Source organism: Sphingomonas sp. TREG-RG-20F-R18-01, from assembly GCF_022662475.1.
Classification (GTDB): domain Bacteria; phylum Pseudomonadota; class Alphaproteobacteria; order Sphingomonadales; family Sphingomonadaceae; genus Sphingomonas.
Window position 1 is genome coordinate 215,984 of record NZ_JAKNQQ010000004.1, and the last position, 14,515, is coordinate 230,498.

Sequence of the window (14,515 nt, forward strand, 5' to 3'; positions counted from 1 at the left end):
CGACAGGGACGTGCGGGCGGGGGTGCGCGGGTCTATCCCGCCAGGTGATAGCGTCTCGCGCGCTCCACGACGCGCGGGTCGAGCGCGAGCGCGGCGGTGCGGTCGGCGGCGGCCTTGTCGGCCTGGCCCGCGTGCGCATAGACCAGCCCGCGCATGTAGCGCGGCCAGGCGTTGCGCGGCTGCGCCGCCACCGCACGGTCATAGTCGGCGAGCGCCTTGGCGGTTTCGCCGCGGCGGAAATAGACCAGGGCGCGGCTGTCGAGATAGTTCGGGTCGCCGCTGCGCAACCGCAGCGCCGAGTCGCAATCCGACAGCGCCTTGTCGAGCGCCTGGTTGCTGAGGCCGCGCGCCCAGCACCGCCCGTTGAGCGCGCGCGCGCGGCCGCTGTCCTCGGTGTGGAACTTGAGCCAGGCGTCGAAGCTCGGCACCGCGCGGTCGGCCGCGCCCGCCTCGGTCAGCAACGCGCCGAGCATCAGCCGCGCGTCGGACGCGGGGGCGAGCGTGGTGTCGGCGACCAGCAGATCCTCGAGCGCGCCCTTGGGGTCGCGCGTCTCCATCCGCAGCCGCGCGCGGGCGAGCCGCGCCTCGGGGTTCTGCGGGGCAAGCTGGATCGCGCCGTCGATATCGCTCGCGCCGAGCAGCAGCTGCCGGTTGTCGAGATGCGCGATCCCGCGCTGGAGCAGATAGGGCGCCTCCTTGGGCGCGAGCGCGACCGCCTTGTCGAAATCCGCCAGCGCGGCGTCGAAGTTGCGATGCGAGGCGAACACCGCGCCGCGCCGGCTGAACCCCGCCGCGTCGGTCGGCGCGGTGGTCGCGTCGGTCAGGTCGAGCGCCTTGCCGGTGTCGTCCACCACGCCCTTCGGGTCGAGCCCGAACAGCGGGCCGCCCTCATAGGTGACGTACAGGCGGTGGTGCGCGTTATCGACATAGAGGTGGTGCGTCGTGAAGAAGTCGATCCCGATCAGCATGTCGGCATCGACCAGATTGTCGTCGGCGATGTCGATCCACGGGTTGCGGATCGCCTCGCCGCCGATGTCGATGCTGGTGAAGCGCGCGCGCCACGCCCGGCTGCGGCCGGTGCCGAGGCCGTAGGCGAAGCCCGCGCCGACCACCCCCGGACTGTCCGGAGTCACGCCGATCCGCCGCGCGGCGGACAGCGTCAGCATCGACCCCTGCGCGCCGCTGTCGAACATCGCGCGGACCTTGACGCCGTTGATCGTGACGGTGCCGATGGTGTGGCGCTGCCCTGGGCCCATCGGCGTCAGCTCGACGACGGTGACGGGTCTGGTGCCCGCCCAATAGGCCATGTTGGCGGTGCGGCAGCCGGTCGCCTGCACCAGGTGGACGACCCCGTGCGGCAGGTCATATTCGACATCGCCGAGGCCCAGGATGTTCTGCCCCAGCAACCCGGCGCGCCCGGTATCGGTGCCGCCGACCGCGAAGTTCATGCGCGGCAGCGTCTGCCCGCCGATCGTGAAGTCGCGCGCGGTGCTCTGGCGCAGCGCCGTGCTCCCGCCGATCCCGCGCAGCTGCGCGCCGGGCATGACGTCGAGCACGGTCAGCCCGAACTCGGCGGCATTGGCGGGCGCGATCGTGCTGAAGAACGCGCCGCTGTCGAGGATGAACCGCGCCTCGCGTCCGCCGATCTGCGCGGTCACCATCGGGCGGCGACCCTCCATCGTCACCGGAATGTCGAGGAACTTGGCCAGCTTGCACTGGGTCGGCGCGGCCTGCGCCAGCGTCGGCGCGAGCATCGCCCCGAGCAGGACCGCAGCACCCGTGGCGCGCCTGCCGTTCAACCACCGAACCATTGCCTGCCCCCTGTCGCCGACCGCCCCCGGGCCGCGCCACCCGAGAGATCACCACGAATTGCCGGGCCGGGAAAGGCCTGTCCCGAAAGAATTTTACGCGCCGGTGCCCGCCGCGTGACCGGCGCCGTCCGCGGGGCTGTTGAAGCGGTGAAACCACGACGCGAACGCCGCCGATTCGAGCGGCGGTGCATAATGATAGCCCTGCGCCTCGTCGCATCCGAGCGTCGCCAGCACGGCGTCGACCTCGGCGCTCTCCACCCCTTCGGCGACGACCTGCAGCTCGAGCTGATGCGCGAGCGAGATCATCGTGCGCACCAGGATCCGGTCGCGCGCATTCCCCGCCGCCATCCCGCGGATGAACGACTGGTCGATCTTGACGACCTGCGCGGGGAGGCGCTGGAGATAGGCGAGGCTGCTCTGCCCGGTGCCGAAATCGTCGATCGCGATCCGCACCCCGATCGCGCGCAGCGCCTCCAGCCGCCGGATCGCGCGCCCGCTATCCTCCATCAGCGCGCTTTCGGTCAGCTCGAGCTCGATCATTCCGGCGGGAACCTGATGCTTGAGCAGCAGCAGCGCGAGGCTGGCGGCGAAGTCCTCTTCTTCCAGGTTGGACGCCGAAATGTTGATCGCCAGGGGAACATGCACCCCCGCAAGCTGCCAGGCACGGACCTGCGCCAGTCCGGCGTCGAGCACCCATTGAGTCGTGCTGCGCGCCAGCCCGGTGTTCTCGATCACCGGGATGAATTCCCCCGGCGACACCACGCCGAGCTCGGGATGCAGCCAGCGCAGCAACGCCTCCGCGCCGATGCATTTGCCGGTCGCCAGGCTGATGCGCGGCTGGAACGCGAGGCGCAGCTGATCGCCCTGTTCGATTGCCTCGCCGAAGGCGCGCAGCAGATCGTAGTTGCGCAGATGCGGGTCGTCCCCGGCGGGTGAGAACACCCCGACCGCACCCTCGCTGTTGCGCGCATCCTGCGCCGCGCTATGCGCCGCGCGCAGCACGTCGCGCGACCGCATACGGCCGAGCTTGAAGGGAACCAGCCCGGCGGTGAGCGTGGTCACGAAGCGCATCGTCGATGCCTTGGTGGTCGCCTTCATCCCCGCGTCGAGGATCGCGCGATAGGCGTCCTGCGAATGTCCCGCCTCGGACAGGAAGGCGAGCTGCGTCACCCCGACGTGATAGACCCGCCGGTTTGGGCCGAGCAGGCCGGTGATGGTGCGGCCGGCCATCGCGACGAATTCGTCGATGAAATTCGCGCCCAGGACGCGGATCAGGCTGCCGACCTGGTCGGGCCTTGCAAGATCGACCAGCACCGCAAAGCGGGCCTGACCCGGGTGTTCGCGCGCGAGGTCGTCGAGATCCTCCTGAAACTGCGTCCGGTTGGGCAGGCCGCTGACCGGGTCGATCCGGCCGAACGCATGCTGCAGTTCGACCTGCGCCATGACCATCGCCGCCAGATCGCGGAGCGCATCCATTTCCTGTGGGGTCACGCTACGCGGTTCGGTGCCCAGAACGCACAAGGCGCCGAGTCCGTGGCCGTCGTCGGTAACGAGCGGGGCGCCGGCATAGAACAGGATGCCCTGCCGCCCGAGCGTGCTGTCGGCATAGCGCGCGTCCTTGGAGAAATCGGGAATGACCAGGGCGCTGGTCGTTTCGGCGACCTGCGCGCAGGGCGCATCGGCGCGACCGAGCTCCTGATGATCGACTCCGATCCGGGACTTGAACCATTGCCGGTCGCTGTCGGTCAGCGAGATCGCGGCGATCGGCAGATCGAAGATCTGCGCCGCCATGCGAGTAATCCGATCGAAGCTTTCGCTGGTCGGCGTGTCGAGCAGGTTCAGCTGCTGCAAAGCATCGAGCCGAGCGATTTCGTCGTCAGTCCCCACAAAGGTCTCCGTGCGCACCATCCTCCCGGTTAAGATCTTGATATTGAGCACTAGTTAACATGATCCGCCGCCCGCCGCGATCCTTTTCGAATGCGGCCCTCGGGGCCGGGGGGAACGTAGGGGGTCCGCCTGACTTCGAGGATGCGCGGACGTGCGGGCGCCGGGTCACGCCGCTATGGCCGGGATACGCCGGGCCGGACGCCGCGCGCACGGTTCAGCGGTGGAAGAACACCATCACCGCGTCGAACACGGTCGCACCCGCAAGCGGGCCGATCAGCAACATCAGCAAGTTGAAGCCGATGATCCAGGCGGTCAGCGTTTCGCCGCGTTTGCTCAGGCGTGGACGCGGGGGTTCCGGTTCCCATGGCTCGGGCGGGGGCCAGCCGTTCTGGAAATCGACGAACATCGCGAAACTCCACTTCCACGGACCATAGTATAGGAAGAGACGCGATCCGCCCAGCCGCGTTCCCGTTTTTCTCCCGGGGTTGGCCGTGGGTTCCCATCGTCCTTTAGGGGGCTGTCTGCCGTGGTGCGCGGCCGCCGGGCCGTGGGTCCGCCACCTAGCTGAACCCCTGCTAAACGCAGCATTCCGCCGCTATTCAGAACGAATCGGGCATATCCTGCAACACGCTAGCCCCCCAAGCGTTTGATCGACCGACAGAGGGCCTGCTGGATTGAGGAGATTGGACATGAACAGCTTTTTGAAGAAGGCCGGTCTCGGGCTGGCGCTTGCGGCAAGCGCGTTGACGGCGGCGGCGCCGGCCGAGGCGCAGCGCTGGGGCGGATACGGCCGCGGTGGCTGGGGCGGCGGCTACCATGGCGGCTATCGGCATTACGACAATGGCGCAGGGACGGCGGTCGTCGCCGGAATCGCGGGGCTGGCGATCGGTGCCGCGCTGACGTCCAACCGCAACGACCGGTATCGCGACGACTATTACCGCCAGCGCGGGTACCAGCCGTATTATGACGACGGCTATTACCGCAGCCACGGCTATTATCCGAACGACGGCTATTACGCCTATCGCTCGCAGCGGGATTGGGGCCGGTGCTGGGTCGAGCGGCGCTACGATCGCTATTACGACGATTACGTCCGGGTCCGCGTCTGCGATTGATCGCAGCGTCCGTTCGGGCGGCATGATGACGGCGCGGGCTTCGGTCCGCGCCGTTTTCGTGTCTGGCCTATTGCTGCGTTTTGCGTCATGAGCGCCACCATCATGACCGACACCGATCTCCCCCCCGACCGCCTCTCCTCCAACCCGCGCAGCCCGTTCTTCGACGAGGACAAGCTGGCCCGCGGCATCGGCATCCGCTTCAAGGGTGCCGAGCGCACCGACGTCGAGGAATATTGCCGCTCCGAGGGGTGGATCCGTGTCGCGCTGGGCAAGAAGGTCGACCGGCACGGGCAACCGCTGACGCTCAAGCTGTCGGGCGAGGTCGAGGCGTGGTTCGAGCGGCCTGCCGACGGCGCCGAGGGCTGAGTTTTCTTGGCCCCTTTCCCGAAGGGGAGGGGAGTTATGGGTCAGCGGACGAAAAGCGGCACGACATCACGATAGCGCCGCGTTTCGAGCGGCCGGCCGAGGGTGCTGGCGCCGCAGGGGGCCGGTTTTCCTAGCCCCTCCCCTTCAGGGGAGGGGTTGGGGTGGGGCCGTGCCGGTTGCCGACCGCCTCGCTGCTGGACTGCCCCACCCCCAGCCCCTCCCCTGAAGGGGAGGGGAGTTATAGGTCAGGGGATGAAACGCGGCACGACATCGCGATAGCGCCGCGTTTCGAGCAGTCGGCCGAGGTTGCTGGCGCCGCAGGGGCCGGTTTTCTTAGCCCCTCCCCTTCAGGGGAGGGGTTGGGGTGGGGCCGTGCCTGTTGCCGACCGCCTGTCTGCTGGACTGCCCCACCCCCAGCCCCTCCCCTGAAGGGGAGGGGAGTTATGGGTCATTTGACGAAACGCGGCACGACATCGCGATAGCTCCGCGTTTCGAGCGGCCGGCCTGAGGGTGCTGGCGCCGCAGGGGGGCGGTTTGCCTAGCCCCTCCCCTTTAGGGGAGGGGTTGGAGTGGGGCCGTGCCGGTTGCCGACCGCCTCGCTGCTGGACTGCCCCACCCCCAGCCCCTCCCCTGAAGGGGAGGGGAGTTATGCGTCAGGGGACGAAACGTGCCACGATATCGCGATAGCTCCGCGTTTCGAGCGGCCGGCCTGAGGGTGCTGACACCGCAGAGGGCGGTTTTCTTAGCCCCTCCCCTTCAGGGGAGGGGTTGGGGGTGGGGAAGTCCAGCAAAGCGCGCTCTCTGTGAGACACGTCCCCACCCCAACCCCTCCCCTGAAGGGGAGGGGCTAAGTGGTGGTCAGTGCACGAAACGCGCCACGACGTCGCGGTACGAGCGCGACACCTTCACCTGTGCGTTCGACTGGAGCACCAGGAAGCATTCGCCATTGGTGTGCGGCTTCACTTCCTTGACCAGATCGAGGTTGACGATGGTCGAGCGATGCACCCGCTGGAACCGGCGCGGATCGAGGCGCTTCTCGAGATCCTTCATCGTTTCGCGCAGGATCAGCGTGTTGTCGCCGGTATAGATGCACATGTAGTCGCCCGCGGCGTCGATCCGCTCGATCGTGTCGACGTCGACCCGGAAGATCTGTCCGCGATCCTTGATATTGATGAGCTTCTCGAAGCGGTTGGCGGAAACTTGCTCGCCGCCGTCGGTGAGGTTCTCGACCGAATCAGGGGCGATTTCGGCGATCACTTCCTTGAGGCGGTCGACCTCCTCCGCGCCGCGCTTTTCGGACAGGCGCTGGCGCACGCGGTCGAGCGTATCGGCGAGGCGGCTCTCCTCGACCGGCTTCATCAGATAATCCACGGCGTCGGTCTCGAACGCCTTGAGCGCGTGGTCGCTATAGGCGGTGACGAAGACGAACAAGGGCGGCTCGACCTCCATCAGCCCCTGGACGACCGAAAAGCCGTCGAACCCCGGCATCTGGATGTCGAGGAAAACGAGGTCGGGCTTGTGCGTCTTGATGCTGCGGATCGCCTCGCGGCCGTTCTGGCAGGTGTCGATGATCTCGATGTCTTCATGCGCCGCCAGCCGGAGCTGAAGCCCCTGGGTGGCGAGTTTCTCGTCGTCGACGAGGATGGTTCGGATCGTCATGCGGCCTCTTTCTTCGGTTCCTCGAGCTGGAACGGGATTTCAATCTCGACCCCGAATCCGCCCCCCGGGATCGATCGTGTCTCGAACTTGTGGTCCGGCCCAAACGCCTGGGCCAGTCTCTCCCTGATATTGGCAAGCCCGACCCCGGTGGAAAGGGGTTGGCTCGCGGAAACGCTTGTCCGAGCCTTGGCTTCGTTCAACCCGGGACCGGTGTCGGATACGACGATCTGCACCCGATCCCCGTTGAGCCGCGCGCTGACGCTGATATCCGCGCCATCTTCCTGGGGGGTCACCGCGTACTTGATCGCGTTTTCAACGAGCGGCTGGAGCAGCAAGGAGGGCAGGCGCGCGCGCGCCGCGCGCGGGTCGACCTCGAAATGCGGGCGCAGCCGTTCCTCGAAGCGCATCTTCTCGATCTCGAGATACAGTTTCAGCGTTTCGAATTCCTGCTGGACGGTGACGTGCGCGGTCGGCTCGTTGGCGAGCGTGTAGCGCAGGAAGGCGGACAGCCGCCCGAGCATCGCATTGGCGCGCTCGGTTTCCTTTAGCAGGACCAGCGTCGAAATGGAATTGAGCGTGTTGAACAGGAAATGCGGGTTGAGTTGATACCGCAGCATCGCAAGTTGCGCGGAGGAGGCGGTGCTCTCGAGCGTGGCGAGCTGGTCGATCTGTTCCTCGACGATCAGGTAGAAATTGATGCCGAAATACAGCGCGGTCCACCCGGCGAGCACGGTGAAGTTGAGGAAGATCGTGCCAAGCACGAGGCTCACCGTCAGCCCCGGGGTCGAGGACTTGATGAACGAGAAGGAGAAGGCGTCGAGCACCGCGTACAGCAACGTCGCGACCGCCAGGGTCGCGATCGTCAGCAACGCCATCGCGAGCCGCGGCTGGCGGCGGTACATCTGGTACAGCGTCGAGAGCAGCAGCGTGATGCTGTAGCCGACGATCGATTCGATCACGACCGGGATGATGACCGAGAGTTCGCTCGCGTTCGATATGCTCGAGACGCCGCGCAGGATCAGATAGCCGGTCCAGCCGGCGGCCTGGAGCGTCCAGAAGGCGCGGCTTTTGTCCTCGAAGAACGGCCGCGAGAAAACGGTGGGCTGTGTGGGGAGCGGCATGGCGCGCGTTCTAGCCCGGCTGGCGGGAAGCGCAAAGCGCGCTATGATCCCCGTCATGAGCTGCGCGTCACGATGCGGCCCCGACCATTGGAGAGGATCGTCATGAACGACATGCCCGACCGCGCGCAGTTCACCGCGATGGAACATGGCACCCAGGCCGACTGGCGGATCATCGGCGGGCATTTCGGCGCCTTCGCCAAGACCCTGCCGGATCGTGTGCTGACACATCTGAAGCTGCTCGACGGTGACTATGGCGGGTTCCCGGTCGACCGGCTGGAGCATTCGCTCCAGACCGCGACGCGCGCGTACCAGGACGGGCGGGACGAGGCGTATGTCGTGATGGCGTTGCTCCACGACATCGGCGATACGCTGGGGACGTATAACCACCCCGAGATCGCCGCCGCCATGCTGCGGCCGTTCGTGTCGGAGGAACTGCACTGGATCGCCAACACGCACGGCGTGTTCCAGGGCTATTATTTCTTCCATTACATCGGCGCGGATCGCGATCTGCGCGAGGCGTATCGCGGGCACCCGCATTTCGCGGCGTGCGCGGACTTCTGCGAGAAATACGACCAGGCGGCGTTCGACCCCGCGTTCGAGAGCGCGCCGCTGTCGTTCTTCGAGCCGATGGTCGGGCGGGTGTTCTCGCGGCCGATCAATTCGATCTATGCGAAGGCGGCGGCTGAAGCGGGGGCGGGGGCGGGGGTGGGGGTGGGGGCGTAACCCGCCCGGCGTTCCCAACGCCGTTCGGGCCGAGCGCAGTCGAAGCCCCGCTCGAAGCGCGAGCGCTTCCCCTTCGCTCGGGGCGAACGGGACGTGGCATGCGCGCTTCCCGGACAAAAAAAGACCGCCGCTCCCCGAAGGGAACGGCGGCCAGGCATCCAGGAAGCTTCGGAGCGCGGATCAGAACTTGAAACGTGCGCCGATGCGGATCGTGTAGAGCGACTGCGTGACGTTCAGCACCTCGTTCGGCTGGACATAGGCCGAGTAGCGATACTGGACGCATGGCTGCGACGAGGTGGTCGCAGCGCGACCGGTCGTTGCCGTGCCCGTCGGAGTTGCGACGGTCAGGCACTGCACCGTCACGACGCCGGCGACCGCGTCGTTGAAGGTCGGGCTGACCTGGCGCAGGCCACCCCAGTTCTTGTTGAGCAGGTTCGTGAAGTTGTTGATGTCAGCAAACACCGACACACGCGACCGGCCCACGAAGGTCGGCAGTTCCTGCTCGAGGTGAAGATCGATCACGGTGTTCGCGCGGCTGCGGGCAATGTTCTTGGCCGCGATCTGACCGCGATAGTTCTTGAGCTTCGTCGCGTTGATCAGTGCCTCGAGCGAGGTCTGGGTCGCGGCGGAGTCGTAGCTCACGATCGGGTCGCTCGCACCGGTCGGCACGTAGAGCAGATTGGTCGACTGGTTCGCGGTCTGCACGGTGCCGAACACTGCCGAGCGGTTGGCCGTGTTGTCGAGCATGGTGAAGCTGTACGGCTTGCCCGCGCGGGTCTCGCCGAACAGCTGGAACGTCGTCTTATAGTCGCGGAAGAACGCGTGGTCGTAACCGAGCGCATACTTATACTGCCACGTCGTCTGCTGATCGGACGTGCCGAGGGCGGCGTGGTTCGGATCGGCCAAGACCTGGAAGCGGTAGTTGGAGTTGATCGTCGAGGACGACGCGTTGCTGACGTCGCGGACGTCCTGCAACGTGAAGCTGCCCGAAAGCGACAAGCCGAACTTGAACGTCTTGTCGACGCGGATCACGCCGATGTGGCTACGGCCCCCCGACGCGTTGGTCGTCAGGATGTCGTAATTGTTGTCGCTGAATCCGCCGGCCCCGGCAATGTTGCCGTACCGCGGACGGCCATCCGGCAACGTACCGATCACGACCGACCGGATATCGGTGAAGACAACCTGGTCGATGTTCTTCGAGTAATAATAGTCGGCACCGAAGTTGAAGCCGAACAGCGTGATGTCACCCGACAGCGTTGCCTTGAGCGACCGCGGCAAGTGGAAGTTCGGATCGATCGCGCCCGTGTTGGTGCGCGGCAGCGTCGTGCTCGACGACACGTTCGTGGCCTGCGACAGCAGTGCTGCCGGGACGACACCCGTGACGTTGTTCAGCGCGACGTTGCACAGGCTGCCCGCCACGTTGCAGCTCGGATCGAGCGTGCCGTTCGGCAGGTAGCGATTGACCGTGATCGAGTTGGTGGTGATCGTGTTCGAGAAGCTGTTCGACAGGTAGATGTCGGGCGACCCGCCACCGAAGATCCCCGCGCCGCCGCGGACCTTCAGCCCGCGGACCAGGCTGCCGGCATTGTAGGCAAAGCTGATACGCGGCTCGAACTGGTCGAGACCCTTGTAGGTCTTGGTGTTCGAAAAACCGTAGCGCGAGGTGAAATACGGGTTGAGGATCGGCCGTTCGCCCATCGCGTACATGCTGTAGCGCGCACCGTAGGTGAGGGTCAGATCCGGCGTGACCTGCCAATCGTCCTGCAGGCCGCCCGTATATTGCGTGTAGTGGAAGTTCGCGGCAGCGGTGCCCGGGCCGTTGATTTCAGCGGCGTAGACGAGCTGGTTGGCCTGGCCGGCGTTGTAGTCGGCGAGCGAGTCGAAGTACCACGACCCAAGGCTGTTCTGGACGAAGTTGTTGAAGGTGCGGTTCTCGGTCACGTCGAACAGCAGCTTCACTTCGTGATTGCCGGCGCGGTAGCGACCGAGGAACGATCCTTCCCACGTGTCGAAGAACAGCTGGTTGGTCTGGCGCGAGGTATCCGGCCCGAAGAAGATGCGCGGCGCACCCGTGGCGCAGCTGGTCGGGGTGTTGCCCGACGGGTTGGCAATCGACGTCGGGTCGACGCAGACGCCGAACTGTCCCGTGCCGCGGCCCAGCAGAGGCTCCTGGCCACGCGTGTTGTACTTGTACAAACCACGGATTTCGGTCGAGAACTTGTCGGTCCAGTCCGAGTTCAGCTGAACGATACCGGCGCGCAACAGCTCGGTGAGCGCATAGGCGTTCGAGCTCAGGCCGTAGCTCGGCGTCGACGCGCTGTTGGACGTGTTGTTCTGGCTGACCAGCGAATCGTACGCGTTGATGTACGACAGCGAGAGCTTCTGGCCGTCGGTGACGTTCCAGTCGATCTGGCCGACGAACTTTTCATCCTTGCGCGGATTGATCACCAGCGCGTCGCCCGGCTTCACGGCGGAATAGCGGCTCGTCGACGTGATCCCGTTGACGCGGTCGATCAGGCCCTGGTTGAGACCGGGAATCTGCCCGACGAGCGTGCTGAACGGCCGCGGGTCGGTGTTGCGCTCGCCCGAAACCATGAAGAACAGCTTGTCGCGGATGATCGGCCCGCTGAGGGTCGCGCCGTAGGTCTCGCTCTTGTACTTCGGCAGCACGATCTTGGTCGAACCGATCCGGTCGCCCGAAAGGCCGTCGGTGTTCTGCGAGTAGAAGCCCGTGACGTGATAGTCGTTGGTGCCCTTGAGCAGGATCGTGTCGATCGCGCCCCCTTGGAAACCGCTCTGGCGGAAGTCGTACGGCGCAACCGAGGTCGAGACCTGGCCGAGCGCGTCGAACGGGACGGGGCCGCGGTTGGTCGGGCTGGCGTCCTGGTTGAGGCCGAACGTATCGCCGACCTGCACACCGTTGATGGTGAAGCGGTTGTAGCGCGAGTTCACGCCGGCGAAGGCGACAGCACCGCCGCGGTCACCGCTGCTGGCGCGATCGATGTTGGCGAACGGGTCGCGACGCTCGACGTCGCGGACGTCGCGGTTGACCGACGCGACCTTGGCGATGTCGGCCTGGGTCAGGATCGTCTGCGGACCGTCGGTCCGCGTGCCAGCGCCGCGGATGCGCGAAGCGGTCACGACGATATCGGCGCCTTCGGTGCCGCCCTCGGCCGTCGTCGCGGTCGCGTCCAGATCGACAGGCAGGTTGAAGACCTGCTGCACGACGGTGTAAATGTCGGTGATGGTCTTGTTGCCCGCCGTGCTGGTCACGGTAACGGTGTATGGACCGCCCGAACGCAGGCCGGAGAAGCTGAACGTACCGTCCGCACCCGTCGTCGACTGCGACTTCGAACCCGAGTTCACGTCGACCACGGCGATGGTGGCACCGGTCACTGGCTTGCCGCTGCTGGTTACCACGCCACGGATCTGGCTGGTGGTTTCCTGCGCGCTGGCGGCAGCCGGTATGATCAGCGCCGCTACGGCCGCGCCAAGAAGCAGATTATGTCGCATAAATTCCCCCTACAGGATCCGATACAAGCGATCCCGGCGGGCCTGTGACCCTGTCCGCGTCGTCTTGCCCGAGCCCCTGCACGGGAAATATTTCGGTTGGATGACATTTCGGGGGAACTTAATGGAAGATTACAATCCGTTCATGGTGCGTTGCAAAAAAGCATCACCTGGATTGGGCAAAGATCTGTGCCCAGGCGGTTTCGTCGATGACGGAAATGCCAAGGTCGGCAGCCTTTTTGAGCTTGGACCCGGCGCCGGGGCCGGCCACGACCAAATCGGTCTTGGCTGACACCGACCCGGCGACTCGGGCGCCGAGCGACTCGGCCTGCGCCTTGGCCTCGTCCCGGCTCATCGTTTCCAGGCTGCCGGTGAACACCACGGTCTTGCCGGTGACCGGCGAATCGCGCGTCTCGTGGACCACGTCGAGCGGGCGGACTTCGCGCAGCAGCGCCGCGACCACCGCGCGATTGTGCGCCTCGGCGAAGAACTCGATCAGCGCGTCGGCGACCTCCGGGCCGATCCCGGCGGTCTCGATCGCGGCGGCAAGCGCCTTGCCGCGGCGGACGATGAACTTGGCCTCGCTCTCGCCGAGCGCCGGCGTGATCGCGCGCCGGACGCGCAGCACGCTGCGCACCATCGCGGCGAAGGCGCGCGCGGAGACATAGCGCCGCGCGAGGTCGCGCGCGGTGATCTCGCCGACATGGCGGATGCCGAGCGCGAACAGGAAGCGGTCGAGCCCGATCTCGCGGCGCAGGTCGATCGCGGCGAGCAATTTGTCGACCACCAGTTCGGACATGCGTTCGCGCGTCACCAGCGCCGCGCGGTGCGTGTGAAGGCGAAAGATGTCGGCGGGGGAGGCGATCAGCCCGTCGCGGAAGAACTCCTCGATCCGCACGAGGCCGAGCCCGCTGATGTCATAGGCATGACGCGACACGAAGTGGATCAGGCGCTCGACCCGCTGCGCCGGGCAGATCAGCCCGCCGGTGCAGCGCACCACGACCTCGCCTTCGCCGCGCTCGGCAAGCGAACCGCATTCGGGGCAGGTGGTCGGGAAGGCGAAGGCGGGACGGTCCGCGTCGCGGGTGAGCACCGCGACGATCTGCGGGATGACGTCGCCCGCGCGCTGCAGCACGACGCGGTCGCCGACGCGCGCGCCGAGTCGCTCGATCTCGTCGGCATTGTGCAGCGTCGCGTTGGTGACGACGACGCCGCCGACGGTGACGGGCTCGAGCCGCGCCACCGGGGTGAGCGCGCCGGTGCGGCCGACCTGGATGTCGATCGCGGTGAGGGTGGTCTCGGCGCGTTCGGCGGGGAATTTGTGCGCGATCGCCCAGCGTGGGGTGCGCCCGACCGTGCCGAGCCGCGCCTGCCAGTCGAGCCGGTCGAGCTTGTACACGACGCCGTCGATGTCGAACGGCAGGTCGGCGCGGGCGCGCTCGATCGCGCGGTACACCGCGAGCGCGGCGTCGGTGGTGGCGGCGTGTCCGAAACCCTCGGCGACGGGAAAGCCCCAGCCGCGGATCGCTTCGACGATCGCCGCCTGCGTCTCGCCGGGGAGCGCGCTGGTCTCGCCCCAGCCCCAGGCGAAGAAGCGCAAGGGCCGTGTCGCGGTGATCGCGGCGTCCTTCTGGCGCAGCGAGCCCGCGGCGGCGTTGCGCGGGTTGGCGAACTGGCGCGCCTCCTTGCCCGCCGCGGTCGCCTCGGTGAGCAGCCGCGCGTTGAGTGCCGCGAAATCCGCCTTCGCCATATAGACTTCGCCGCGCACCTCGAAGACGTCGGGCGACCCCGCCGGCAGCGTATCGGGAATGTCGGGGATGTGGCGGACGTTGGCGGTGACGTCCTCGCCGACCTGGCCGTCGCCGCGCGTCAGCGCCTGGACCAGCTTGCCCTTCTCGTAGCGCAGCGAGCAGGAGAGGCCGTCGATCTTGGGTTCGGCGGTCAGTTCTACCGGCGCATCGTCGGGGAGCGCGAGGAAGCGGCGGACGCGGCCGACGAAATCGGCAACGTCCTCGTCGGTGAAGGCATTGTCGAGGCTGGTCATCGGTCGCGCATGCGCGACCTTGGCGAGATGCGCGGCGGGCGCGGCACCGACCTGCGTATTCGGCGAATCGCTGCGGATCAGCTGCGGGAAGGCGGCTTCGAGCGCGGCGTTGCGGCGGACCAGCGCGTCATAGGCGGCATCCGAAATTTCGGGCGCGTCTTCGGTATGATACAGGCGGTTGTGCCGCGCGATCTCGTCGGCGAGCTGCGCGAGTTCGGTGGCGGCGTCGGAGTCGGATTGGGGAAGGGGGGCGACCATGGCCCCTGCGCTAGCGGAGGGCCA

The 14,515-nt window shown here is 66.8% G+C and carries 10 protein-coding genes; 3 read left to right on the plus strand and 7 right to left on the minus strand.

Going from position 1 to position 14,515, the window contains the following annotated elements; translation table 11 throughout:
• Positions 1–32: 32 nt before the first annotated feature.
• The 3 genes from L8K25_RS13240 to L8K25_RS13250 all read right to left on the minus strand — a co-directional run bounded on the left by L8K25_RS13240 (position 33) and on the right by L8K25_RS13250 (position 4,104).
• Positions 33–1,811, minus strand: a complete 1,779-nt coding sequence (locus L8K25_RS13240) for a retropepsin-like aspartic protease (protein ID WP_242139460.1) — start codon at positions 1,809–1,811, stop codon at positions 33–35.
• Positions 1,812–1,904: 93 nt separating this feature from the next.
• Complete coding sequence (locus tag L8K25_RS13245; RefSeq protein WP_242139461.1) at positions 1,905–3,698, minus strand: EAL domain-containing protein; 1,794 nt, start codon at positions 3,696–3,698, stop codon at positions 1,905–1,907.
• Between the two features lie 214 nt (positions 3,699–3,912).
• Positions 3,913–4,104, minus strand: coding sequence for a hypothetical protein (locus L8K25_RS13250; RefSeq protein WP_242139462.1), 192 nt, complete (start codon positions 4,102–4,104; stop codon positions 3,913–3,915).
• A gap of 283 nt (positions 4,105–4,387) precedes the next feature.
• Here L8K25_RS13250 and L8K25_RS13255 point away from each other — a divergent pair, with 283 nt between their 5' ends.
• On the plus strand, positions 4,388–4,810 hold the full coding sequence (locus L8K25_RS13255) for a hypothetical protein (protein ID WP_242139463.1): 423 nt from the start codon (positions 4,388–4,390) through the stop codon (positions 4,808–4,810).
• A gap of 102 nt (positions 4,811–4,912) precedes the next feature.
• A complete protein-coding gene (locus L8K25_RS13260) occupies positions 4,913–5,176 on the plus strand; it encodes a DUF3297 family protein (protein WP_242139464.1) in 264 nt (87 codons plus the stop codon).
• An 858-nt stretch (positions 5,177–6,034) separates the two neighbouring features.
• On the opposite strand, the gene L8K25_RS13265 is transcribed toward L8K25_RS13260, so the two are convergent.
• Together L8K25_RS13265 and L8K25_RS13270 are read right to left on the minus strand one after the other, a co-directional pair.
• Positions 6,035–6,835, minus strand: a complete 801-nt coding sequence (locus tag L8K25_RS13265; RefSeq protein ID WP_242139465.1) for a LytTR family DNA-binding domain-containing protein — start codon at positions 6,833–6,835, stop codon at positions 6,035–6,037.
• A complete protein-coding gene (locus tag L8K25_RS13270; protein WP_242139466.1) occupies positions 6,832–7,956 on the minus strand; it encodes a sensor histidine kinase in 1,125 nt (374 codons plus the stop codon). The genes L8K25_RS13265 and L8K25_RS13270 overlap by 4 nt, the downstream gene beginning before the upstream one ends.
• 102 nt (positions 7,957–8,058) lie before the next feature.
• Here L8K25_RS13270 and L8K25_RS13275 point away from each other — a divergent pair, with 102 nt between their 5' ends.
• The gene (locus L8K25_RS13275) at positions 8,059–8,679 is read left to right on the plus strand and encodes an HD domain-containing protein (protein WP_242139467.1); all 621 of its coding nucleotides are present in this window, start codon (positions 8,059–8,061) and stop codon (positions 8,677–8,679) included.
• Positions 8,680–8,859: 180 nt separating this feature from the next.
• On the opposite strand, the gene L8K25_RS13280 is transcribed toward L8K25_RS13275, so the two are convergent.
• Both L8K25_RS13280 and ligA read right to left on the minus strand, forming a co-directional pair.
• Complete coding sequence (locus L8K25_RS13280; protein WP_242139468.1) at positions 8,860–12,192, minus strand: TonB-dependent receptor; 3,333 nt, start codon at positions 12,190–12,192, stop codon at positions 8,860–8,862.
• A gap of 163 nt (positions 12,193–12,355) precedes the next feature.
• Positions 12,356–14,491, minus strand: a complete 2,136-nt coding sequence (gene ligA, locus L8K25_RS13285) for an NAD-dependent DNA ligase LigA (protein ID WP_242139469.1) — start codon at positions 14,489–14,491, stop codon at positions 12,356–12,358.
• Positions 14,492–14,515 lie beyond the last annotated feature (24 nt).